19 protein-coding genes are annotated in these 21,460 nt (G+C 72.2%); 9 read left to right on the forward strand and 10 right to left on the reverse strand.

Annotated elements, in window-relative coordinates:
* Positions 1 to 84 precede the first annotated feature (84 nt).
* Positions 85 to 912, reverse strand: a complete 828-nt coding sequence (locus AAG827_RS14975) for a class I SAM-dependent methyltransferase (RefSeq protein WP_341926903.1) — start codon at positions 910 to 912, stop codon at positions 85 to 87.
* A gap of 76 nt (positions 913 to 988) precedes the next feature.
* Here AAG827_RS14975 and AAG827_RS14980 point away from each other — a divergent pair, with 76 nt between their 5' ends.
* Positions 989 to 1,885 carry a phosphotransferase gene (locus tag AAG827_RS14980; RefSeq protein ID WP_341926904.1) on the forward strand — a complete coding sequence of 299 codons (897 nt, stop codon included), beginning with the start codon at positions 989 to 991 and terminating at the stop codon, positions 1,883 to 1,885.
* A gap of 109 nt (positions 1,886 to 1,994) precedes the next feature.
* On the opposite strand, the gene AAG827_RS14985 is transcribed toward AAG827_RS14980, so the two are convergent.
* Entirely contained in the window at positions 1,995 to 4,352 is a 2,358-nt protein-coding gene (locus AAG827_RS14985) for a hypothetical protein (RefSeq protein ID WP_341926905.1), read from the reverse strand.
* Positions 4,353 to 4,793: 441 nt separating this feature from the next.
* Between AAG827_RS14985 and rpsA the strand changes: the two genes are divergently transcribed.
* Positions 4,794 to 6,275: a 30S ribosomal protein S1 gene (gene rpsA / locus AAG827_RS14990; RefSeq protein ID WP_341926906.1), complete on the forward strand. Its 1,482-nt coding sequence runs from the start codon at positions 4,794 to 4,796 to the stop codon at positions 6,273 to 6,275.
* A gap of 90 nt (positions 6,276 to 6,365) precedes the next feature.
* Here the strand turns inward: rpsA and AAG827_RS14995 are convergent, their stop codons facing one another.
* A complete protein-coding gene (locus AAG827_RS14995) occupies positions 6,366 to 6,527 on the reverse strand; it encodes a hypothetical protein (protein WP_341926907.1) in 162 nt (53 codons plus the stop codon).
* A gap of 93 nt (positions 6,528 to 6,620) precedes the next feature.
* On the opposite strand from AAG827_RS14995, the gene AAG827_RS15000 reads away from it, so the two are divergent.
* Positions 6,621 to 7,565: a helix-turn-helix domain-containing protein gene (locus AAG827_RS15000; RefSeq protein WP_341926908.1), complete on the forward strand. Its 945-nt coding sequence runs from the start codon at positions 6,621 to 6,623 to the stop codon at positions 7,563 to 7,565.
* On the opposite strand, the gene AAG827_RS15005 is transcribed toward AAG827_RS15000, so the two are convergent.
* The gene (locus AAG827_RS15005; RefSeq protein WP_341926909.1) at positions 7,528 to 8,802 is read right to left on the reverse strand and encodes an AMP-binding protein; all 1,275 of its coding nucleotides are present in this window, start codon (positions 8,800 to 8,802) and stop codon (positions 7,528 to 7,530) included. The two genes, AAG827_RS15000 and AAG827_RS15005, sit on opposite strands and share 38 nt — an antisense overlap.
* Before the next feature lie 26 nt (positions 8,803 to 8,828).
* Between AAG827_RS15005 and coaE the strand changes: the two genes are divergently transcribed.
* Positions 8,829 to 9,434, forward strand: coding sequence for a dephospho-CoA kinase (coaE, locus tag AAG827_RS15010; protein WP_341926910.1), 606 nt, complete (start codon positions 8,829 to 8,831; stop codon positions 9,432 to 9,434).
* Here the strand turns inward: coaE and AAG827_RS15015 are convergent.
* The 3 genes from AAG827_RS15015 to AAG827_RS15025 all read right to left on the reverse strand — a co-directional run bounded on the left by AAG827_RS15015 (position 9,415) and on the right by AAG827_RS15025 (position 13,242).
* The gene (locus AAG827_RS15015; RefSeq protein ID WP_341926911.1) at positions 9,415 to 9,870 is read right to left on the reverse strand and encodes a GNAT family N-acetyltransferase; all 456 of its coding nucleotides are present in this window, start codon (positions 9,868 to 9,870) and stop codon (positions 9,415 to 9,417) included. The genes coaE and AAG827_RS15015 overlap by 20 nt on opposite strands.
* A gap of 103 nt (positions 9,871 to 9,973) precedes the next feature.
* On the reverse strand, positions 9,974 to 10,927 hold the full coding sequence (locus AAG827_RS15020; RefSeq protein WP_341926912.1) for a sigma-70 family RNA polymerase sigma factor: 954 nt from the start codon (positions 10,925 to 10,927) through the stop codon (positions 9,974 to 9,976).
* Positions 10,928 to 11,106: 179 nt separating this feature from the next.
* Positions 11,107 to 13,242 carry a S9 family peptidase gene (locus tag AAG827_RS15025; protein ID WP_341926913.1) on the reverse strand — a complete coding sequence of 712 codons (2,136 nt, stop codon included), beginning with the start codon at positions 13,240 to 13,242 and terminating at the stop codon, positions 11,107 to 11,109.
* Between the two features lie 230 nt (positions 13,243 to 13,472).
* On the opposite strand from AAG827_RS15025, the gene AAG827_RS15030 reads away from it, so the two are divergent.
* The 3 genes from AAG827_RS15030 (at position 13,473) to AAG827_RS15040 (ending at position 16,022) form a co-directional block, all read left to right on the forward strand.
* Positions 13,473 to 14,165, forward strand: a complete 693-nt coding sequence (locus AAG827_RS15030; RefSeq protein WP_341926914.1) for a 5-oxoprolinase subunit PxpA — start codon at positions 13,473 to 13,475, stop codon at positions 14,163 to 14,165.
* A 409-nt stretch (positions 14,166 to 14,574) separates the two neighbouring features.
* Positions 14,575 to 15,183, forward strand: coding sequence for an allophanate hydrolase subunit 1 (locus AAG827_RS15035; RefSeq protein ID WP_341926916.1), 609 nt, complete (start codon positions 14,575 to 14,577; stop codon positions 15,181 to 15,183).
* Entirely contained in the window at positions 15,180 to 16,022 is an 843-nt protein-coding gene (locus AAG827_RS15040; RefSeq protein WP_341926917.1) for a biotin-dependent carboxyltransferase family protein, read from the forward strand. The genes AAG827_RS15035 and AAG827_RS15040 overlap by 4 nt, the downstream gene beginning before the upstream one ends.
* Here the strand turns inward: AAG827_RS15040 and AAG827_RS15045 are convergent.
* Together AAG827_RS15045 and AAG827_RS15050 are read right to left on the reverse strand one after the other, a co-directional pair.
* Positions 16,009 to 17,013, reverse strand: coding sequence for a GNAT family N-acetyltransferase (locus AAG827_RS15045; RefSeq protein WP_341926918.1), 1,005 nt, complete (start codon positions 17,011 to 17,013; stop codon positions 16,009 to 16,011). The two genes, AAG827_RS15040 and AAG827_RS15045, sit on opposite strands and share 14 nt — an antisense overlap.
* A gap of 44 nt (positions 17,014 to 17,057) precedes the next feature.
* Complete coding sequence (locus AAG827_RS15050; protein WP_341926919.1) at positions 17,058 to 18,392, reverse strand: DNA polymerase IV; 1,335 nt, start codon at positions 18,390 to 18,392, stop codon at positions 17,058 to 17,060.
* 79 nt (positions 18,393 to 18,471) lie between these two features.
* On the opposite strand from AAG827_RS15050, the gene AAG827_RS15055 reads away from it, so the two are divergent.
* Positions 18,472 to 19,476, forward strand: coding sequence for a DUF4192 domain-containing protein (locus AAG827_RS15055; RefSeq protein ID WP_341926920.1), 1,005 nt, complete (start codon positions 18,472 to 18,474; stop codon positions 19,474 to 19,476).
* A gap of 26 nt (positions 19,477 to 19,502) precedes the next feature.
* Positions 19,503 to 20,963, forward strand: coding sequence for a glutamate--cysteine ligase (locus AAG827_RS15060; protein WP_341926921.1), 1,461 nt, complete (start codon positions 19,503 to 19,505; stop codon positions 20,961 to 20,963).
* 18 nt (positions 20,964 to 20,981) lie between these two features.
* On the opposite strand, the gene AAG827_RS15065 is transcribed toward AAG827_RS15060, so the two are convergent.
* Positions 20,982 to 21,407, reverse strand: a complete 426-nt coding sequence (locus AAG827_RS15065) for a hypothetical protein (protein ID WP_341926922.1) — start codon at positions 21,405 to 21,407, stop codon at positions 20,982 to 20,984.
* Positions 21,408 to 21,460 lie beyond the last annotated feature (53 nt).

The raw sequence follows: 21,460 nt of genomic DNA on the forward strand, positions 1-21,460 counted from the left end.
GTGGCCCGGCGTCCGGCATTTCAGCGTCCGGTCTCTCGCCGGTCGAGCCCGAGGAGCGCCAGCGACGAGGCGTCGAGACCGCCCTCAGACAGGCGCGGCCTTGGTGCAGCCGAAGATCGCGGTGCCTGGCGTGAAGCGCCCGCGCACCGCCGACCACCCGCCCCAGAGCCGGTCGTGACCCTCGGGCCACTCCGGCTCCAGCAGCGTGGTGATGGTGAACCCTCCAGCCGCCAGCACCGACACCCAGTCACCCAGCGTGCGGTGGTGCTCCACGTAGGCGACCTGTCCGGTGCTGTCGTCGACCTCCACGTAGGGAGTGCGGTCCCAGTAGGACTGGCTGGCGACCAGGCCGGCCTCGCTCGGGTCGTCGGGGAACATCCACCGCGTGGGATGGGTGATGGAGAAGGCGAAGCGCCCGCCGGGGCTCAGCACCCGGGCCGTCTCGGCCACGGCGAGCTCGAGGTCCTGGACGAACTGCAGCGCCCCGAAGGAGCAGAAGACGACGTCGAAGGACCCGGCGGCGAAGGGCAGGTCGGTCGCCGTGCCGAGCACCGAGGGGACGGCCACCCCGGTCTGCTCGTCGAGGCGGCGCGAGTGCTGCAGCTGCCGGTGCGAGAGGTCGAGACCGAACGACGTCCCGCCCTGGGTGCGGACCCAGCGTGAGCACTGACCGGCCCCGGACCCGACCTCGAGGACGCGCTTGCCGGCCACGTCGCCCAGGATCCCGGCCTCGGTCTCGCTGAGGCCCTCGGGCCCCCAGACGAACCCGGCGTCGCCGAGGAACTCGCCGTGGGTGGCTTGGTACTCATCCGCGTAGCGGTCCCAGTCGGGGCCGTTGGCCGCTCGCGACTCGGCCTCGCTGACGCCTCGACGCTCGACGCGGACCGGCGGGTGCGGCCAGTGTTCCTGCACGCCGTCACGCTAGCCCACCTCGGGTCCCATGCGGTCCCCTGAGGGCCGGTTCGCACGGTGTTGGCACGATGGCCCGATGGACTTCGCCTCCCTGACCCCGCTCGAGGGTGGTTGGTCGGGCCAGACCTTCCTGGCCGAGGCGGCGGGTGAGCGGCACGTCGTACGGATCTATGCGGAGCCGGGGTCGCGCGGTGAGCAGGCCCACGAGGTCGACGCCGCGCTGCTGCGTCTGGTGCGCGGGCTCCTGCCCGTCGCCGACGTCCTGGAGGTACGCCGTGGTGACCCGGCGACCGGGATGCCGGCGCTGCTGGTGACCAGCCTGCTCCCCGGAGAGCGCGGCGACCTGGTGCTGCCCCGCCTCACGAACGCCGAGCAGGCGATCCTCGGGCGTGAGGTCGGCGCCCTGGTGGCCGCCCTCGGGGGGATGCCCCAGCTGCGGGCCGGTCCCTTCGTCGACGGTGACCTGCGGATCGGGACCTTCGGGGGAGCCGAGGGCCTCGACGACTGGGTCCGTCTGCACGAGCCGGCCCTGGACCACTGGAGCGACGACGACCGCGCCGGCCTCCTGGCCGTGGCCGAGGAGGCCCAGGAGCTGCTCGACTCGGTCGGCCGGCACTGCCTGGTGCACAGCGATCTCAATCCCAAGAACCTCCTGGTCGACCCCACCACGCTGCGCATCACGGGGCTGGTGGACTGGGAGTTCGCCCACGCCGGCCACCCCTTCACCGACCTGGGCAACGTGCTGCGCTTCGATCGGCAGCCGGCCTACGTCGAGGCGGTCCTGGCGGCCTACGCCGAGCGCCACGACACCGAGCCGGCCCAGGCGCTCCACCTGGCCCGCGCCGCTGACCTGTGGGCGCTGGTGGACCTGGCGGCACGCCGAGGTCAGAACCCCGTGGCCGACCAGGCGGAGCACCTGCTGCGCGCGGTCGCGGCCGAGCGCGATCGGCACGCATGGCCCGCGGCGGGCTGAGCCCGGACGCAGAACTCCCCCCGGGACCGAGGTCCCGGGGGGAGCTTCCGCCCCGCCCTTGGTGCGGCAGGAGTGACCGGCTCGCGGGCTCAGGGCCGGCGAGCAGCGGTCACGCTCGGCCCCCGCGGCCGGCGACGGCCTTGGGGTTCTTGGGCGTCGACAAGACGTTGCTCGGGTCGCACTTGGAGGCGACCTCCTGCCCGTCGCTGACGCCACCGCGGTCGGTGTCCCAGTGCGTGGGGTCCGACTTGTGGTTGTCGAAACGCCCGTTGCGGGACCCGGTCGCCTCGGCCCTGTCCTGCAGGCCGTCGCGGTCGGTGTCCTTGCTCAGGGGGTTCGTGCGGACCTTGCCGATCGTGTAGAACTTCCCGCCCGGGATCCGGACGCGCTGCTTGATCGTGAAGCCCACGACCTCGACCCGGTCACCGAGACCGTCGGCGTCGGTGTCCTTGCGGTTGGGGTTGGTGCTCACCAGACCGATGTTGCCCGACCTGTTGGGCCCGAACTGCACCTGCTCCTGCACCCGGATGCCCAGGACCTCCTGGCCGTCGAAGAGACCGTCGTTGTCGGTGTCGTCGTCGTTGGGGTCGGTCGCGGCCGACGGGAAGGAGTTGAGCGCACCGCTGGTCTCCTGGCCGTCGGTGAGACGGTCGTTGTCGGAGTCGGCGTCGAGCGGGTCGGTGGCCGGCGAGGGGAACGAGTTCTCCGTGCCGTCGACCTCCTCGCCGTCCAGCAGTCCGTCACCATCGGTGTCCGCGTTGTTGGGGTCGGTCCCGAGGTCGACCTCCTCGCCGTCGTTCAGCCCGTCGTCGTCGGAGTCGGGGTCGGTCGCGTTGGTGGGCTCGTTGCCGTAGTCGTCGTTCTCGGAGCCCGTGGTCTCCTCGGTGTCGCTGAGGCCGTCACCGTCGGTGTCCACCACCGGGACGCCCGGGTCCAGGGGGTCGTTGGGGTCGGTGCCGCCGTCGATCTCGTCGCCGTCGTCGATGCCGTCCCCGTCGGTGTCCGCGGTGTTGGGGTCGGTGGGAGCGTTGCCGTTGGCGTCGTTCTCGGACCCGGTGACCTCCTCGGTGTCGGTCAGGCCGTCACCGTCGGTGTCGGGGGAGTTGGGGTTCGTCGGCTCGTTGCCGAAGGCGTCGTTCTCCGATCCGGAGGTCTCCTGGCCGTCGGTCAGGCCGTCGTTGTCGGAGTCCGGGTCCAAGGGGTTGGTGGCCGGGGTCGGGAAGTCGTTCTCCGAGCCGGTCGTCTCCTGGCCGTCGAGCAGGCCGTCGTCGTCGGTGTCAGCGTCGTTGGGGTTGGTCCCGATGTCGGTCTCGGTGCCGTCGTTGATGCCGTCGTTGTCGCTGTCGGCGTCATTGGGGTTCGTCGCCGGGTTGGGGAACGGGTTCTGCGAGCCCGTCGTCTCCTCGGTGTCGGTCAGACCGTCACCGTCGGTGTCGGTGCCGGTGGCGTCGCCACAGGTCACACCGCCCGCGGGGGCCTTGGCGGTGGCCGTCATCGGGAAGAGGTCGAGCTCGGCCACGTCGATGAAGCCGCCGAGGGTGACCTTCAGGTGCACGGCCGCAGCGCTCGCGGTCACCGTGAGCCCGTCGGGGCTCTTGGTGATCGTCGGGGTGCCGATGCTCAGCTCCAGCAGCAGGCCGGCGTCACCGGGGACGCTCACCGGGTCGCCGGGGACGATCGGCACACCGCCGAGCTCGACGATGGGGGTGGAGTACGTCGCCGTGGTGCCACCCGTCGTGCCGTCGGCCGTCACCTTCAGCTCCGGGGCCGAGGTCACCTCGAGCACGTTGTTGCCGGCGAGCTGGAGGGACGCCGTGCTGCCCGTGACCGTGCTGACCACGTTGCGGCCGCCGTTGGGTCGGCCGTTGGAGACCAGCTCGGTCTTCTGGCTCACCGAGGCGGTGCCGGGGAGGTTGACGACCCCACCGGTCAGGCCCGAGATGCTCAGCACGCTCACGTCGGCGGTGGAGACGCTGGACTGGCTGACCGGCACGTTGGCGCCCAGGCAGGTGCCGTCGGTGGCGAAGCGGGCCTGGGCGGAGGAGTTGGAGACCCCGAGGTCGAGGACGCCCGGGATGGTCAGCGGGATCGTCCCGGCGATGATCGAGTCGGTGGCGGGCGCCATGTTGTCGGGCGGGGCGACCTGCGTCGCCTCGGAGAGGATGTTGAGGGGGATGGCCGTGAGGGCCGTGCCCTCGAGGTTGCGCGACTCTGCGGTCGAGCGAGGGTTGGCGGCGTTGAGGGTGCCTTCGACCTGGCCGAGGATCACCTCGGCGGCGGACGCCCCGAGGAGCGGGACCCCGAGGACGGTGACGTGCAGGACCTCACCGGTGGCCGCGGTGGTGGCACCGGCCGGGACGGGCAGCGTCGCTGCAGAGGCGGGTGCCGCGAAGGGCACGGTGACGAGCGTGAGCAGGGCGAGGGTCGACAGACTGACCGTCGCCCCGAGCGGGCGCGGGATCTTCATGGATGACTCCAGGGGGCGGGGGCGGGGAGAGGACACACCAGCCGGCTCGCTCGTGGCGAGGGCGGAGGGAGCGTTCCGAGAGGTGTCCGAGAGGTGTCCGAGAGGAACGGACCGCGGGTGCGCGGTCGTGGAGGGAGCGCGGCGCGAGGGTGGGTGTCCCCATGACGCCGAGGAGGCCGTACCCCCCCTGGCATCGGATATACGGAGGGCCGGGTAAAGACCCCTACTGGTTCAGACCAGTGCCGGTTGGACGCCCGCCCGCGGCGCGGCGTACGCTGGGTGGTGCGCTAGAGGTCTGCCTTGGTCCCAGACGGAGTGGACTCTCGCTCACTGACGATGTCAGCCGGTTTCTGCCGGCACGACGCTCGACCCCATCGACACGTGAAACCGGCCTCTGCGCGCGCCCGCACGACATCTGCCCACCAAGGAATTCCTTCCCTTATGACGAGCACCATCATCCAGCCGGACTATGACGCCCCGCAGGTCGCGGTCAACGACATCGGATCCGAGGCCGACTTCCTGGCGGCCATCGACGCCACGATCAAGTACTTCAACGACGGCGACATCGTCTCCGGCATCATCGTGAAGGTCGACCGCGACGAGGTCCTCCTGGACATCGGCTACAAGACCGAGGGTGTCATCCCCTCGCGCGAGCTCTCGATCAAGCACGACGTCGACCCCTCCGAGGTCGTCTCGGTCGGTGACGAGGTCGAGGCCCTGGTCCTCCAGAAGGAGGACAAGGAAGGCCGCCTGATCCTGTCCAAGAAGCGCGCCCAGTACGAGCGCGCCTGGGGCACCATCGAGCAGGTCAAGGAAGAGGACGGCGTCGTCGAGGGCACCGTCATCGAGGTCGTCAAGGGCGGCCTCATCATCGACATCGGCCTGCGCGGCTTCCTGCCCGCCTCGCTGGTCGAGATGCGTCGCGTGCGCGACCTGCAGCCCTACGTGGGCCAGGTCCTCGAGGCCAAGATCATCGAGCTCGACAAGAACCGCAACAACGTGGTCCTGTCGCGCCGTGCCTGGCTCGAGCAGACCCAGTCCGAGGTGCGCCACGGCTTCCTGACCCAGCTCCAGAAGGGCCAGATCCGCAAGGGTGTCGTGTCCTCCATCGTCAACTTCGGTGCGTTCGTGGACCTCGGCGGCGTCGACGGTCTCGTCCACGTCTCGGAGCTGTCCTGGAAGCACATCGACCACCCCTCCGAGGTCGTCACCGTGGGCGACGAGGTCACCGTCGAGGTCCTCGACGTCGACATGGACCGCGAGCGCGTCTCGCTGTCGCTCAAGGCCACGCAGGAAGACCCCTGGCAGCACTTCGCCCGCACCCACCAGATGGGCCAGATCGTGCCGGGCAAGGTCACCAAGCTGGTGCCCTTCGGTTCGTTCGTGCGCGTCGAGGAGGGCATCGAGGGTCTGGTGCACATCTCCGAGCTGGCCGAGCGCCACGTGGAGATCCCCGAGCAGGTCGTGCAGGTCAACGACGACGTCATGGTCAAGATCATCGACATCGACCTCGAGCGTCGTCGCATCTCGCTGTCGCTCAAGCAGGCCAACGAGACCGCGACCGCGGCCGACGTCGAGGAGTTCGACCCCACGCTCTACGGCATGGCGGCGACCTACGACGAGCAGGGCAACTACGTCTACCCCGACGGCTTCGACCCCGAGACGGGCGAGTGGCTCGAGGGCTTCGACGAGCAGCGTGCCGTCTGGGAGGAGCAGTACGCCAAGGCGCACGCTCGCTGGGAGGCGCACGTCAAGCAGCAGGCCGAGGCCAAGCAGGCTGACGTCGAGGCCGGCGAGGCCACGACGTACTCCTCCGGTGGCGACGTCGACACCGAGGAGGGTGGCGCCTCCGAGGGCGGCTCGCTCGCTTCGGACGAGGCGCTCCAGGCTCTGCGCGAGAAGCTGACCGGCGGCCAGGCCTGATCGCCTAGTCCCACCGCAGCACGATCGACGGCCCGGCTCCCCCTCGCGGGGGGCCGGGCCTTCGGCTTTCGGCGTCGGGAGGGACAGCGGTCAGGCGGCACGGTCGAACGACGAGCGCGACGACGGGGGCAGGAAGTCCGGGTCGACGCTGTGCGAGCGGGGCGGGCGCGCGGGCCCGTCGTGGAGGACGGAGCGGAGGGTCGCGACCAGGGCGACGACCGCGAGTGCCAGGAGGGCGATGATGAGGGTCATGGCAGCAATCATGCTCTCGTGCAATCACTGCCTCGAGTGGCAGGAATGACCATAGTAATCGAGTTTCTGCCATCGCTGGGCTAGGGTCGTGTCATGCAGACCGTGGCCGTGATCGTGCAGGACGGGGCCGAGCCGTTCGGGCTCGGCTCCCTCGTCGAGGTCTGGGGCGAGCCCTACCACCCCGAGGACGACAACCCGGTCTTCGACTTCCGGGTCTGCACCCCCCGCCCCGGGCGGGTGCGCGGGCGGGCCGGCTTCGACCTGCACGTCGACCGTGGGCTGGAGGCGACCGAGGACGCCGACCTGGTCTGCTTCTCCCCGCGCTTCGACTTCCTCGACTTCGACCCGGCCGTGCTCGACGTCGCGCGTGCGGCCCATGACCGGGGGGCGATCGTCTACGCCCACTGCAGCGCCGCGTTCCTGCTCGCCGAGGCCGGGCTGCTCGAGGGCAAGGAGTGCACGACGCACTGGCGCTACACCGACCTGATGGCGCAGCGCTATCCCGGGGCGATCGTGCGACCCGACGTCCTCTACGTCCAGGCCGGCAACGTCCTGACCGGGGCGGGCAGCGCGGCCGGGATCGACGCCTCGCTGCACCTGGTGCGCCAGACCTTCGGGGCGCGGGTGGCAGCCGCCACGGCCCGTCGCATCGTGGTGCCGCCCCACCGTGACGGTGGTCAGGCCCAGTTCATCGCCAGGCAGGTCGTCGACTACCAGGCCGAGACCTTGGGAGCGGTCCTCTCCTGGGCCCAGGAGAACCTTGCCGAAGCGCTCGACGTGGAGACCCTGGCCCGCAAGGCGCACATGTCACCGCGCACCTTCGCGCGCCGCTTCCGCGACGAGACCGGCACGACCCCGCACGCCTGGGTGACCTCCCAGCGGTTGCAGCTCGCGGAGGAGATGCTCGAGCGCACCGACAACTCCGTGGACCAGATCGCCGACGCCGTGGGTTTCGGCAACGCCGCCACCCTGCGCCACCACTTCACGCGGGTGCGCGGGGTCAGCCCCCAGCAGTACCGCCGTCAGTTCGCCTGCTGAGCTCGTCGCGACGCACCTTGCCGGTCAGGGTGCGGGGCAGCTCGTCGAGCCGCGCCCAGGTCTTGGGCCGCTTCGGCGGTGCCAGGCGCTCGCGGGCGAAGGCGTCCAGCTCGGCCTCGGTCGCCGGGCCGACGACGGCCGCGCAGACACGTTGGCCCCAGGCCTCGTCGGGGAGGGCGAAGACGGCCACGTCCTCCACCCCGGGGTGCTCGCCGAGCACCAGCTCGACCTCCAGGGGGTAGACGTTGACGCCGCCGCTGATGATCAGGTCCTCGCGGCGACCGTCGAGGTAGAGGTAGCCCTCGTCGTCGAGGCGGCCGTGGTCGCCCACGGTGAAGGCGTGCCGACCCTCGCCGAGGTCGCGCCAGGCCGCGGCGGTCTTGGCGGGGTCGCGGAAGTAGGTGAAGCGGGCGTGCTCCGGCACGACGCACCAGATCGTGCCGTCGTCGTCGACCGAGAGGTGACGACCGGGGCGCGCGCGACCGACGGTGCCGGGGTGCTCGAGCCACTCCTCGCTCCGGCAGGCCGTGAACTGGCCCTCGGTGGAGCCGTAGAACTCCCAGGTGGAGCCGTCCGGGAAGTCGGCCAGCAGCCGACGTTTCACGTCCGGCGGGCACGGGGCGCCGGCGTGGGCGACCAGCCGGAAGCACGACAGGTCGGGGGTGCCGACCTCGTCCCAGTAGGCGAAGAGCCGCTGCAGGTGGGTCGGCACGCAGAACATCGAGGTCGGCCGGTCACGCTCGATCGCCGCGGTCGCGCGGGCCGGGTCGAACGATCCCGGGACGACCACCCGGCCCCCCGCGAGCGTCGTGCCGAGGGCGAAGCGCAGGGGAGCGGAGTGGTAGAGCGGGCTGAGCACCAGGTGGACGTCGTCGGCGCGGAAGCCCCACAGGTCGCGCTCCTCGGCCACCAGCGCCACCGCCTCGTGCTCGTCCAGCACGCCGCTCCAGACGCCCTTGGGCGTGCCTGTCGTGCCGCTGGTGACGTGCATCGGTCGCGCCCGGGGGAGTCCGCGGTCCGCGGTGGTGACAGCGGCGAGCCCGCCCGCGTCCTCGACGACCAGGTCGGGACCGAGGTGCGCGAGGATCCGCTCCCGCTCGTAGGGCGTCAGTCGCGGGTCCAGCGGGATCGGGATGATCGCGCGGGCCAGCAGTGAGTGGACCGCAGCGAGGTAGTCGAGCGAGCCCGGGACCAGGAGGGCGACCCGGGAGCCTGCGCCGAGGAGTGCGTCGGTCATGGGGCCAGTTCTACTACGGTGACGCCATGAGGGTGGGACTGACAGGTGGGGTCGCGTCGGGCAAGAGCACGGTCTCGGCGATGCTCGCCGAGCTCGGGGCGGTCGTGATCGACGCGGACAAGCTCGCGAGGGAGGTGGTCGCGCGAGGCACGCCCGGCCTGGCGTCGGTGGTGGAGGCGTTCGGGCCCGAGCTGCTCACCGCCGAGGGGGACCTGGACCGACCTGCCATGGGGGCCGTGGTCTTCAGCGACGAGCAGAAGCGACGCACCCTCGAGGGGATCATCCACCCGCTCGTGTTCGAGCGGATCGTGGCGCTCGAGGAGGCGGCTCCCGAGGGGGCGGTCGTCGTGCACGACATCCCTCTGCTGGCCGAGTCGGGTCGGGCCGACACATTCGACGCCGTCGTGGTCGTCGACGTCCCCACCGCGGTGCAGGTGGAGCGGATGCTCCGCGATCGCGGCTGGACGCAGCAGGACGCCGAGTCGCGGATCGCCGCGCAGGCCACCCGCGAGGACCGGCTCGCGGTCGCCACCCACGTCATCGACAACAGCGGCACGCTCGAGCAGCTGCGGACCCGCGTCGCCGAGGTCTACGCCGCCCTCACGACTGGTGTCACAGCTCCCGGGTCATGAACGTGCTCTCGGGGTCGGCGGCGTAGGCCCCGAACGGCTCGCAGTCGACGAAGCCGTGGCGCGCGTAGAGCGCGCGAGCCGGCGCGAAGAAGTCGAAGGACCCGGTCTCGAGGCTGATCCGCGCGAAGCCGGCGGTGCGCGCCTCCGCGAGGAGATGGACGAGCAGCCGCGTCGCGATCCCCTCGCGGGTGCGGTGGGCGGCGGTGCGCATCGACTTGAGCTCGACGTGCTGCGGTGTGAGCGCCTTGAGGGCCCCGCAGCCGAGGAGCTCGTCGCCGTCGCGGGCGGCCCAGAAGCGCACGTCGGGGGAGCGCAGCCCGTCGAGGTCCAAGGCGTGGCTGCTGCCGGGCGGGGTGACGGCGCGCAGCTGGGCGACGTGGTCCTCCAGGAACGCCACGATCACCTCACCGCTCAGGTCGTCGAGCTCGATCCTCACCCGCCGCAGGGTAGTCAGCGAGCCGGCTGCGACGCACAAGAGCCCCCGCTGGGGCGGGGGCTCTGCGGTGGTGCGGTCGTGCTGGCTGGTGCGGTGAGACGGGTCAGGCGGCGAGGTCCGGGTCGCCCAGGCGACGCAGCTTCTGCAGCGCCTCCCGCTCGAGCTGACGCACGCGCTCGGCGGAGATGCCGTGCTTGACGCCGATGTCGGCGAGCTTGTGCTGACGTCCGTCGACGAGGCCGTAGCGCGAGCGGATGATGTCGGCGGCGCGCTCGTCGAGCTGGCCGACCAGGGAGTTGAGCCGATCGCGGGACTCGACGTCGAGGACCGTGAGGTCGGGGCCCGGAGCCGTCTCCTGCGCCATCAGGTCACCGAGGGAGGTGTCGCCGTCCTCGTCGACGGGGGAGTCGAGGCTGACGTGCTCGCGTCCCCACGCCATGAGGTCGAGCACCCGGTCGAGCTCCATGCCGAGCTCGATCGCGATCTCCTGCGGGTCGGGGTCGCGGCCCAGCTGACGCTCGAGCGTGCGGCGGGCGCCGCCCACCTGGTTGAGCTCCTCGACCACGTGGACGGGGAGGCGCACGACGCGGGCCTGCTGGGCGATGCCACGCGTGATCGCCTGTCGCACCCACCAGGTGGCGTAGGTGGAGAACTTGTAGCCCTTCGTGTAGTCGAACTTCTCGACCGCACGGATCAGGCCGGTGTTGCCCTCCTGGATGAGGTCCAGCATCGGCATCTGCGCCCGGCCGTACTTGCGGGCGATCGAGACGACGAGGCGGAGGTTGGCGGAGATGAACAGGTCGACGGCCTTGCGGCCCTCCTCCGCCATCCACTCGAGCTCCTCCAATGTCGCGGAGCCCGGGGCCCCGCCCTTGCGGCGACCGACGCGACCCTCGGCGATGAGGGCCTCGGCCATGAGGCCGGCCTCGATCGTCTTGGACAACTCGACCTCGGAGGCCGCGTCGAGCAGAGGAGTGCGCGCGATCTCGTCGAGGTAGAGCCCGACGCTGTCGCGTCCCTCGATCTCGCGGGTGACCGTAGTGGTCCGTGCAGCCATGGGGACCCTCCTCATCTCGCGGGGTGACCTTGCACCCCAGCATTCATCCCAACGCCCTGGGGGGAGCGAGGATTCCCGTTCCCTTGTTAAGGCCTTCGGTATGAAGGACGCTTCGGATTGCCCCGGAGTTGCTGAACCGTCAACTTCTCAGGGACTTCTCAGCAGTACCCGATGTCGGATCAGGAAAGCGCCATCTTGTCGAGGATCCAGGCGAGGGAGAACGCCCGGTCGTGCCAGGCCTTGTAGCGCCCGGACACCCCACCGTGGCCGGCCGACATCTCGGTGCGCAGGAGCACGTCCGCGTCGGTCGCCGTGGCCCGCAGCCGGGCCACCCACTTGGCCGGCTCGACGTAGAGCACGCGGGTGTCGTTGAAGGAGGTCTCCGCGAGGATCGGGGGATAGCGCTTGGCCTCGACGTTGTCGTAGGGCGCGTAGGAGGCGATGTAGTCGTAGACCTCGGGGTCGGCCTCGGGGTTGCCCCACTCGTCGTACTCCGTGACCGTCAGGGGGAGCGTCGCGTCGAGCATCGAGGTCAGGTTGTCGACGAACGGCACCCCGGCGACGACACCACCGAACTGCTCCGGCGCCTGGTTGGCGATCGCGCCCATCAGCAGCCCGCCGGCGCTGGCGCCCTCGGCGATCGTCTGCTGCGGCGTGGTCCACCCGGTCTGGACCAGGTGCCGGGCGCAGGCCACGAAGTCGGAGAACGTGTTGGTCTTGTGCAGCATCTTGCCGCCGTCGTACCAGCGCCTGCCCATCTCGCCACCGCCGCGCACGTGGGCGATCGCGAAGGCCGCGCCCCGGTCGAGCAGGGAGAGCCGGGCGATGGAGAAGTAGGGGTCGATGGAGGCCTCGTAGGCGCCGTAGCCGTAGAGCAGGACCGGGATCGGGCCTGCCTCGTGCAGTCCCTTGCGGGCGACGATCGAGATCGGGACCCGCTCGCCGTCGTCGGCCGTGGCCCACAGCCGGTGCTCCTCGTAGTCGGCCGGGTCGTAGCCGCCGAGCACGGGTGCACGGCGGAGCAGGGTGAGCTCGCGCGAGCGCACGTCGTAGTCGTAGACCGAGGAGGGGATCGCCATCGTCGTGTAGCCCAGGCGCACCACGGGCTGCTCGAAGGTCGGGTTGCCCCCGGAGCCGACCGTGTAGACCGGCTCGTCGAACTCCACGAGGTAGTCGTCGGTGACGCCGGTGTCGCCGAGCTCGAGGATGCGCAGCTGCGTCAGGCCCTGGCTGCGCTGGTGCACCACCAGGTGACCGGCGAAGGCGTCGGCGTCCTCGAGGCGTACGGCGGGGTCGTGGCCGATGAGCGACACCCAGCCGTCCGCCGCCGTGGGCTCGGCGGGGGTCACGGCGAGCTCGAAGTCGGGGCCGGTGGCGTTGTGGAGCACGAGGAACCGGTCCTGGCCGCCGATGACGGCGTGGTCGAGGGAGTACTCCACGCCCTCGGTCCGGGGGCAGAAGACCTGGAAGCCGAGCTCCGGGGCGTCGGCGTCGAAGACGTGCCACTCGGAGGTGACCTTGGAGCCGATCGCGATGACCAGGAAGCGGTCGCTGCGCGTGCGACCCAGGCCGACGTTGAAGCGACCGTCGGGCTCGTGGAGGACCAGCTCGTCGGCAGCCTGGTCGGTGCCGATCGCGTGGCGCCAGATCTTGTCGGCGCGCCAGGACTCGTCGACGGTGGAGTAGTAGACGTTCTCCCCGGCGCGGTCCCAGGTGACCCCGCCGAGGACGCCGGTGATGACGTCGTCGAGCAGCTGGCCGGTGGCGAGGTCCTTGAAGCGCACGGTGTAGCGCTCGTCGCCGACCGTGTCGGTGGCGTAGGCGAGGCACATCCCGTCGGGGCGCATGCTCGAGCCGCCGAGCGAGAAGAAGTCGTGGCCCTCGGCCAGCTCGTTGAGGTCGAGCAGGACCTCCTCGCCGGGCAGGGCCGGCTCGTCGACCGACGAGTCCTCGGCAGGGGTCGGCGGGGTCCAGTCGTCGGGACCGGTGACCGGGACGCGGCAGCTGGCGCCGTACTCGCGCCCCTCGAAGGAGCGCGCGTAGTACCAGTGGTCGCGGTTGCGCGTCGGCACCGAGAGGTCGGTCTCGCGGGTGCGGGCCTTGATCTCGTCGAAGAGCGTCTGGCGCAGGTCGGCGAGGTGCGCGGTGCGGTCCTGGGTCCACGCGTTCTCGGCTTCGAGGTAGGCGACCGTTTCCGGCGACTCCTTGTCACGCAGCCAGTCGTAGGCGTCGACTCGGGTGCGCCCGTGGTGCTCGGTCGTGACGGGGCGGGCGGGGGCGACCGGCGGACCGGCGGGTGCTGCGTTCGACGTCATGTCCCGAACGCTATCGACCAGCCCGAAGACGGTGCCCTTCGGACCTTCCTCCGTCGGTCGAGCAGTGAGGAGCGTCAGCGACGAACGTCTGTCGAGACCCGGTGGGGGGCCAGCGGTCCTGGGGTACGTCGTACGGCTGGGGTTGCGTGTCCGTGGGTGGTGGTCTCGACGGTCGCTCGCTGGTGCTCGCTGCTCGACCAGCGAGTGGGGTGGGGTGAGAGGGTCGGGGGATGGACCAGCAGCGCGTCGTCGACCTCAACGCCGACCTCGGCGAGGAGGTCACCGACGACGTCGCCCTGCTGGGGGTCGTGACCAGTGCCAACGTCGCCTGCGGCTACCACGCCGGGAGCGCCGCCATCATGCGCGCGGTGTGCGCGGAGGCCGCTCGCCGCGGGGTGTCGGTCGGTGCTCAGGTGTCCTACGCCGACCGCGAGGGCTTCGGTCGCCGGCGCACGGACGTGGAGGGCCAGGTGCTGCGCGAGCAGGTCGCCGACCAGGTGGGCGTCCTGGGGGCGATCGCCCGCGAGGAGGGGATCGAGGTGCGCTACGTCAAGCCGCACGGTGCGCTCTACCACCGGGTCCTCGACGACGTGGAGCAGGCCGGCGCCGTGCTGGCCGGGTCGGGGAGCCTGCCGGTCCTCGGCATGGACGGCGTGCTGCTCGCGCTCGCCGCCGACGCCGGACGCACGGTGTGGCACGAGGGCTTCCCCGACCGTGCCTACGACGCGACCGGTCGGCTCGTCGGACGCGACCGACCCGGCGCCGTGCTCGACGACGCCGACGCGATCACCGCCCAGGCGCTGGCGTTGGCGCCTCGCGTGGACTCCCTGTGCCTGCACGGCGACGAGCCCCAGGCGGTCGCCCACGCCCACGGCGTACGACGCGCGCTCGAGGCCGCCGGCTGGGTGCTGCGGGGGTTGTGAGTCGCCGTCCACAAGCGTGGCTCGATCCTGTGGAGAGCGGCCGAAACCTGTGCACTCACCGGCCCCTTCTGTGGAGGAGCCTGTGGGACCCGAAGTTTGTGGGACTTTCCTCCGGCGTTCCCTTGCGCGGGTCGTCCGCGGACACGTAGAACTCTCCCTACCAGATCGGCGCGGACCGCGAGGTCGGCAACGGACTGGGGATCGGACAAGGCTCGAAGACCCACACCGCGAGGCATCTCGAGGCGTCGGCCCGGTGACGGGGGCGGCGGGGGCTGACGGTCCGTCATGATCGGCCGGGCGTCACCGTTTCCGGTCAAGCCGAGGGCCTCTTGATGCTCATACCACCAAGAGGCCCTCACCCTATTTCGCCCTGATGGGCGGCACCGACGCTACCGGGCAGACTGGCCCCGTGCACCTGCGTCCCTTCGGCCCCCACGCCCTGCTGGCGGAGGTCGCCGACGCGTCCGAGGCCCTCGCCCTGGCGACCTGGGCGCGCACCGTCGGGATCGCTGCGGCGGACGTGGTGCCGGCGGCGCGCACCGTGCTGCTCGACGGCCTGACGCACGAGGCTGCCGACGACGTGCGGGCGCGGTTGGCGCACTGGTCGCCGACGACGGCCGCCACGGAGGCCGGCCCCGGCCACGTCGTGGAGGTGCCCGTCGTCTACGACGGTGCCGACCTCGCCTTCGTCGCCGACCAGTGGGGCACCGACGTCGAGGGCGTGGTCGCCCGGCACACCGGCACCGCCTTCACCTCGGCCTTCTGCGGCTTCGCGCCCGGCTTCGCCTACCTGACCGGGCTGCCCGAGGAGCTGGCCGTGCCGCGGCTGGACACCCCGCGCGCCGCGGTGCCGACCGGTGCCGTGGCGCTCGCCGGCCCCTGGTGCGGCGTCTATCCCACGGCCTCGCCCGGCGGGTGGCGTCTGCTGGGTCGCACCGACGCGGTGCTCTGGGACGCCGACCGCGACCGACCGGCCCTGCTCGCCCCGGGCACCCGCGTGCGGTTCGTGCGCGCATGAGCCTCCGCGTCCTCGCCTCCGGTGCGCTGACCACCGTGCAGGACCTCGGTCGCCCCGGCCTGGCCCACCTCGGCGTCCCGCGCGCCGGCGCCCTCGACCCGCCGGCCGCAGCCCTCGCCAACCGGCTCGTGGGCAACGCCCCGGACGCGGCCGTGCTCGAGGTGACCCTGGGTGGCCTGGTCGTCACGACCGACGCCGGGGTGTGGGTCGCGGTCACCGGCGCGTCGTGTCCCGTCGACGTCGACGGCGCCCCTCGTGGCCATGCCCGGCCCGCGTGGCTGGCCGCCGGCTCCCGCCTCAGCCTCGGCGCGGCGAGCAGCGGGGTCCGCAGCTATCTCGCGGTCGGCGGGGGCATCGCGGTCACCCCGGTGCTGGGCTCCCGCGCGACCGACACGCTCGCGTGGGTCGGGCCGCCCCGCGTGGAGCCGGGGACGCGCCTGCCGGTCGGACCGGTGGTCGGGCCACCGGCCCCGCACGACACCCCACGGCCGCCCCGCCCCGGTGGGCTGCGGGTGCATCCCGGGCCGCGGGTCGACTGGTTCGCGCCCCACGCCCTGACCACCTTGTGCGGCTCGACGTACGAGGTGGGGAGCGCGAGCAACCGGATCGGCCTGCGGCTGGAAGGGCCGCCGCTGGAGCGGGTGCGTCACGACGAGCTGCCCAGCGAGGGCATGGTGCTGGGGGCGGTGCAGGTGCCGCCGGACGGCCGGCCCGTGGTGTTCCTGGCCGACCACCCGCCGACGGGTGGCTACCCGGTGCTCGCGGTCGTCGAGGAGGCCGACCTGTGGCAGTGCGCGCAGCTGCGCCCGGGGGAGGGCGTGCGCTTCACACGCGCTTGAGGAACTCCATCGACGCCTCGACGGGCCGGAAGCCGATCAGCTCGTTGATCGAGATCATGTAGCCGTTGGTCTCGCCGTTCTGCGTGGTCACGCGCGTGACGTGGGGGCGCTGCTCCTGGACGGCGCTCAGGTTGGTGGTCTTGACCGCGAGCCCGAGCCGGTGGCCGCGGTGCTCGCGGTGCACGAAGGTGCCCCACTGCCACGCGTCGCGCTGCTCGGGGTCGAGTGGCACCTGGAGCGTGGACTGCGCCGCCACCACGCCGTCCGGGCTGAGCGCGATCGTCTCGAAGGTCTCGCGGCCCATGGCGGCGCTCATCGCGTAGCGCTCGGCCAGGCGCTCGGGGGTCATCACCTCCTCCTCGTAGTCGACGTCGCCGGTCGGGGCGTCGACGGCGAGCTGGCCCAGCAGCACGCACAGCGACTCCGCGTGCTCGGCGGGGAAGGAGCCGACGTGGGTCTCGATGCGGTAGCCAGCCGAGGCTGCGGCCGCCTGGTCCGCCCACGCGGTCAGGCTGGCCTCGGGCACCGGCAGGGCGAGGTGACGCACGATCTCGACGTTGGAGCGCGCGAACCCGTGGTGCTCCGCGAAGGCACGGTAGGGATGGTCGTCGATGCGGTCGAAGGGGATCTTCGTGCCGCCCGTGAGCTGGGTGCGGCCGTCGGCCGTGGCGACCTCCGTCAGTCGCTCCACCAGCGCGCTGCCGATGCCGGCACGACGGTGGGCGGGGTCGACGACGACCTCGAACCAGGCCTTGTCGGTGTTGTCGAGGAGGAACAGGTAGGCCGTGGCCACGCCGACGACCTTCCCGTCGACGAGCGCGGCGACGTGCACGGCGCGCTCACCGCTGTCGGGGGCACGCACCGCACCGACCCACTCCTGCTCGGTGGCCCGCGGCATCTCCTCGCGGCCCAGCGAGGTGCCCCGGTCGACGACGCGGAAGACCGCACTCATCAGCTCGTCGTCGTGGATGTCGAGCGGGCGCAGGTCCATGTCGCGCAGGCTAGGCCCGTCGTGGGGCGTCCCGCGACCGAATTTCAGTCGAGGGGGGCGTCGTCCTCGGGGACCGGCAGCCTCCAGGGCGCCAGGTCGGGGTCGTCGATGGCATAGGACCGCACCGGCCCCGGTGGAGTCTCCGCGGTCTCGAACCGCACGGTGACGACCCCACGCCCCGACCCCCACACCCAGCCGCGGCCCATCTCCGCGTGCACGACGTCCAGCCCCGGCGCCCACGTCGTACGACGTGACGTGGGCGCCTCGACCACCGGCACGTCGTCCTCGGCCGGCGTCTCGGGATCGGACTCCCCGAAGAGGTCGTCCTGGATCCAGTCGGCCAGGCCCGAGACGCCGACCCCGAGGAGCCGGACGCCGCCCGAGGTGTCCAGGTCGGCGAGCAGGGCGCGGGCCAGGCGCGCGATGGTGGCGGTCGCGTCGGTGGGGGAGCTCAGCGTGCTGGAGCGGCTCAGGGTGGTGAAGTCGTGGAGGCGCACCTTGATCGTCACGGTGCGGCCCGACAGCCCGTGCTTGCGCAGCCGGGTGGCGACCTCCCCGGCCTGCCGCGTCAGCAGCCCCTCCATGAGCCTGCGGTCGGTCAGGTCGGTCTCGTAGGTGCCCTCGACGCTCACCGACTTGGCCTCCCGCTCGGAGACGACCGGGCGGTCGTCCAGGGCGCGGGCCAGGTGCCACAGCCCGGAGCCGTGCGCCTTGCCGACCAGCCGCACGAGCTCGGCGAGGTCCACCGCCTCGAGGTCGGCGACGGTGCGGATGCCGGCCCGGCGCAGCCGCTCGTCCGTGGCCGGACCGACGCCGGGGATGACGCTGACGGCCATCGGGCGCAGCAGGTCCTGCTCGGTGCCGGGTGGCACGACGGTCAGCCCGTCGGGCTTGTCGAGCTCGCTGGCCACCTTGGCGATGAACTTCGACGTGCCGAGCCCCACCGAGGCGGTCAGCCCGTGCGTCACCTCGTGCACCCGCTGGCGCAGCTCCTCGGCGAACGCACTCACGGTCTCGACCTCGAGGTCGGGCAGGTCGGCCTGGGCGAGGTCGACGAAGGCCTCGTCGAGGGAGAGCGGCTCCACCAGCGGGGAGACCGAGCGCAGCAGCCCCATCACCGCGGCGCTGGCCTCGCGGTAGGCCGGGAAGCGGCCGCCCAGGAAGGCCGCGTGCGGGCACCGCGAGCGCGCCTCGCGCGTCGACATGGCCGAGCGCACGCCGTACTGCCGTGCCTCGTAGGACGCGGTCGCCACCACCCCGCGCCCCCCGACCCCGCCCACGACGACGGGCTTGCCGCGCAGCGAGGGCTTGTCGCGCTGCTCGACGGCCGCGAAGAAGGCGTCGAGGTCCAGGTGGAGGACCGAGGCCTGGGCGCGCACCAACGCAACGTACCCGCGGCCATCCACAGGCCACGAAGTGCCAGGGGTGGAGCCCGGCCGCCGGGGGGACGGGATCTCCATGAGACCTCACGACCTGACCCCGATGACCGCCCGTTGCCCCGACGACCTGCTGGCCATGGTGCCGGTGACGCTCGGCTTCACGCCCACCGACTCCGTGGCGATGCTGACCTTCGGCGCCACCCACCCCTTCCATGCCCGCGTCGACCTGCCCGAGCGCCGGGACGACGTGCCCGAGCTCGTCGACTGCCTCGTCGGACCGGCCGTGCGCAACGGCGTGCGCCGGGTCGTCCTGGTGCTCTACTCCGAGGACGAGGCCATGGCCGGCCGGGTCTGGCGCGGCCTGCGCGACGGCTTCCGCGACGCCGGCATCGCAGTGCTCGAGGCGCTGCGTGCCGACGGCCGGCGCTGGTGGCCCTTGCTCGGCGGCGACCGATTGGCCGCTGAGCTCGGGGTGCCCTACGACGTCAGCGCGCACCCGTTCGTCGCCCAGGCCGTCCTGTGCGGCCGGGTCACGCTGGCCGACCGCGACGAGCTGGCCCGCACCCTCGTCCCGGTGCCCGAGAGGGTCGCCGAGGTGACGGCCGCGCTCGAGGGCCGGCCCGTCCGCTGGGGACGTGACGACCCGCCCGAGGTCGAGGTGATCCTGCGCGAGGGGGAGTGGACCGAGCTGGTGGTCGAGCACCTCGTGGCGCGGGGGAGCGCTCCGGAGGTGGACGACGTGGCGCGGCTGCTGCGCGGCCTCGTGCTGCTGCGGGTCCGCGACGCCGCCTGGTCGAGGATCACGACCGACAACGCCGGCGAGCACGTCGCGTGGTGGAGCGACCTGCTGCGTCGTACGCCGCCGGGGCTGGCAGCCCCCGTGGCGACCCTGCTGGCCTGGTCGGCCTGGCAGGCCGGCCACGGCGCGCTGGCCTGGTGCGCCCTCGACGTGGCCCTCGCTGCCGAGCCGGACTACGGCCTGGCCGGCCTCCTCGCCGAGATGCTCGCCGCGGCGGTGCCGCCCTCGACCTGGGCCGACGCGGCCCGCTTCGACTGGCGGCAGGGGCTGGGGGAGGCCGCCTGAGCCCCGGCTGGGTCTAGGCTCCGGACATGGGAGAAGAGGTCGACGCACAGGAGTTCACCCGGGCCGACCGCACGCGTCACCGCGAGAAGGTGCGTCGCAACCTCGACGTCTTCGCGCGGATGCTGCGCGAGGCCGCGTTCGACACCGACGACCCCATGACCGGCCTCGAGGTGGAGCTCAACCTCGTCGACGAGCTCGGCGACCCGGCGCTGCGCAACGCGGAGGCGCTCGAGGCGATCGCCGACCCCGACTTCCAGACCGAGCTCGGCCAGTTCAACATCGAGATCAACGTGCCGCCCGCGCGACTGCGTGAGGGCGGGCTCACGACCTTCGAGGACACGCTGCGGCGCAGTCTCAACGACGCCCAGACCAAGTGCACCGAGGTCGGTGCGCACCTGGTCATGATCGGCATCCTGCCCACCCTGGCCGAGGGTCACATGGGACTGGACTCGATCAGCGGCAACCCGCGCTACCGGTTGCTCAGCGAGCAGATCCTCGACGCGCGCGGCGAGGACATCACGATCACCATCGCCGGCCACGAGCGCCTCCGGACCACGGCCGACTCGATCGTGCCCGAGGCGGCCTGCACCAGCACGCAGCTCCACGTGCAGACCTCGCCCGACCAGTTCGCCGCCTACTGGAACGCCTCGCAGGCGATCTCCTCCATCCAGCTCGCGGTCGGGGCCAACTCGCCCTACCTTCTCGGCAAGGAGCTGTGGCGCGAGACCCGGATCCCGCTCTTCGAGCAGGCCACCGACACCCGCAGCGAGGAGCTCAAGGCCCAGGGCGTCCGCCCGCGCGTGTGGTTCGGCGAGCGCTGGATCACCACGGTCTTCGACCTCTTCGAGGAGAACGTGCGCTACTTCCCGGCGCTGCTGCCCATCACCGACCAGGAGGACCCGCTCGAGGTGCTCGAGGCTGGCGGCACGCCGAAGCTGTCGGAGCTGCGCCTGCACAACGGCACCATCTACCGCTGGAACAGGCCGGTCTACGACGTCAACGCCGGCGTCCCGCACCTGCGGGTCGAGAACCGGGTGCTCGCGGCCGGTCCGACGGTCGCCGACACCATCGCCAACGCCGCGTTCTACTTCGGCCTGGTGCGCGCCCTCGCCGAGAGCGAGCGGCCGTTGTGGTCGCAGATGTCCTTCAGTGCCGCCGAGGAGAACTTCCACGTCGCGGCCCAGCAGGGCATCGACGCGCAGATCTACTGGCCCGGTGTCGGTCAGGTCCAGGCCACCGAGCTGGTGCTGCGCCGGCTGCTGCCGCTGGCCCAGGAGGGGCTCGAGTCGTGGGGCGCCACCGCCGAGGAGATCGACCGGATGCTCGGCATCATCGAGCAGCGCTGCCTGACGGGTCGCAACGGTGCCGAGTGGTTCACCCGCCAGATGCACCTGCGTCCCGAGCAGGACCGCTATGACGCCCTGCGCGGCGTGCTCCTGGACTACGCCGAGCGGATGCACACCAACGAGCCCGTCCACACCTGGTAGGTCGCCGGCCTCGGGTGCTCAGCGCTCCCGCAGCCGCCGCCACGTGCGGGTGGCGCCGCTGCGCGGGTCGCGCCAGCCCCGGCGGGTGACGACGACCATCGTCAGGGGCAGGCCCGCTTCCGCGTAGGCCGCGCGGGCGGCCGCCAGCCAGGCCAGGTCGACGTCCTCGGCGTCCAGCCCGCCGGGGCGGGTGAGCCACACCAGCGGAGGCGGCCCGGGGCGGAGGGCCCGTCGTACGAGTGCGGCGACGAGGTCGCAGCGCAGCCCGTGGTCGGTGTGCTCGCCGGCGCCCAGGCCGATGACCGCCACCTCGGCGCCGGGGACACCGACGTGGAGCAGGGGCGCGAAGACCCGTCGGTGCTCGTGGGTGGCGTGGTCGAGCACCGCGCGGCGCAGGGCGCGCTGCACCGGCGCGCTGAGAGGCGGGTGCAGTCCTTCGGCCACCCCGGCAGCGTGCCTCATCGGATGCGTCCGCGCCGCGGCCCTCCACAGGCTCC

Source organism: Nocardioides psychrotolerans, assembly GCF_943371775.1.
Classification (GTDB): Bacteria; Actinomycetota; Actinomycetes; order Propionibacteriales; family Nocardioidaceae; genus Nocardioides; species Nocardioides psychrotolerans_A.

Excerpts from the sequence above, each read along its gene's own strand:
- AAG827_RS14995 (WP_341926907.1), bottom strand. The coding sequence starts at position 6,527 with ATGACCCTCATCATCGCCCTCCTGGCACTCGCGGTCGTCGCCCTGGTC.
- AAG827_RS15000 (WP_341926908.1), top strand. The coding sequence starts at position 6,621 with ATGCAGACCGTGGCCGTGATCGTGCAGGACGGGGCCGAGCCGTTCGGG.
- AAG827_RS15060 (WP_341926921.1), top strand. The coding sequence starts at position 19,503 with ATGGGAGAAGAGGTCGACGCACAGGAGTTCACCCGGGCCGACCGCACG.
- AAG827_RS15045 (WP_341926918.1), bottom strand. The coding sequence starts at position 17,013 with ATGGACCTGCGCCCGCTCGACATCCACGACGACGAGCTGATGAGTGCG.
- AAG827_RS15055 (WP_341926920.1), top strand. The coding sequence starts at position 18,472 with ATGAGACCTCACGACCTGACCCCGATGACCGCCCGTTGCCCCGACGAC.
- AAG827_RS14985 (WP_341926905.1), bottom strand. The coding sequence starts at position 4,352 with ATGAAGATCCCGCGCCCGCTCGGGGCGACGGTCAGTCTGTCGACCCTC.
- AAG827_RS15030 (WP_341926914.1), top strand. The coding sequence starts at position 13,473 with ATGGACCAGCAGCGCGTCGTCGACCTCAACGCCGACCTCGGCGAGGAG.
- AAG827_RS14980 (WP_341926904.1), top strand. The coding sequence starts at position 989 with ATGGACTTCGCCTCCCTGACCCCGCTCGAGGGTGGTTGGTCGGGCCAG.
- AAG827_RS15040 (WP_341926917.1), top strand. The coding sequence starts at position 15,180 with ATGAGCCTCCGCGTCCTCGCCTCCGGTGCGCTGACCACCGTGCAGGAC.
- AAG827_RS15020 (WP_341926912.1), bottom strand. The coding sequence starts at position 10,927 with ATGGCTGCACGGACCACTACGGTCACCCGCGAGATCGAGGGACGCGAC.
- coaE (WP_341926910.1), top strand. The coding sequence starts at position 8,829 with ATGAGGGTGGGACTGACAGGTGGGGTCGCGTCGGGCAAGAGCACGGTC.
- rpsA (WP_341926906.1), top strand. The coding sequence starts at position 4,794 with ATGACGAGCACCATCATCCAGCCGGACTATGACGCCCCGCAGGTCGCG.
- AAG827_RS15025 (WP_341926913.1), bottom strand. The coding sequence starts at position 13,242 with ATGACGTCGAACGCAGCACCCGCCGGTCCGCCGGTCGCCCCCGCCCGC.
- AAG827_RS15005 (WP_341926909.1), bottom strand. The coding sequence starts at position 8,802 with ATGACCGACGCACTCCTCGGCGCAGGCTCCCGGGTCGCCCTCCTGGTC.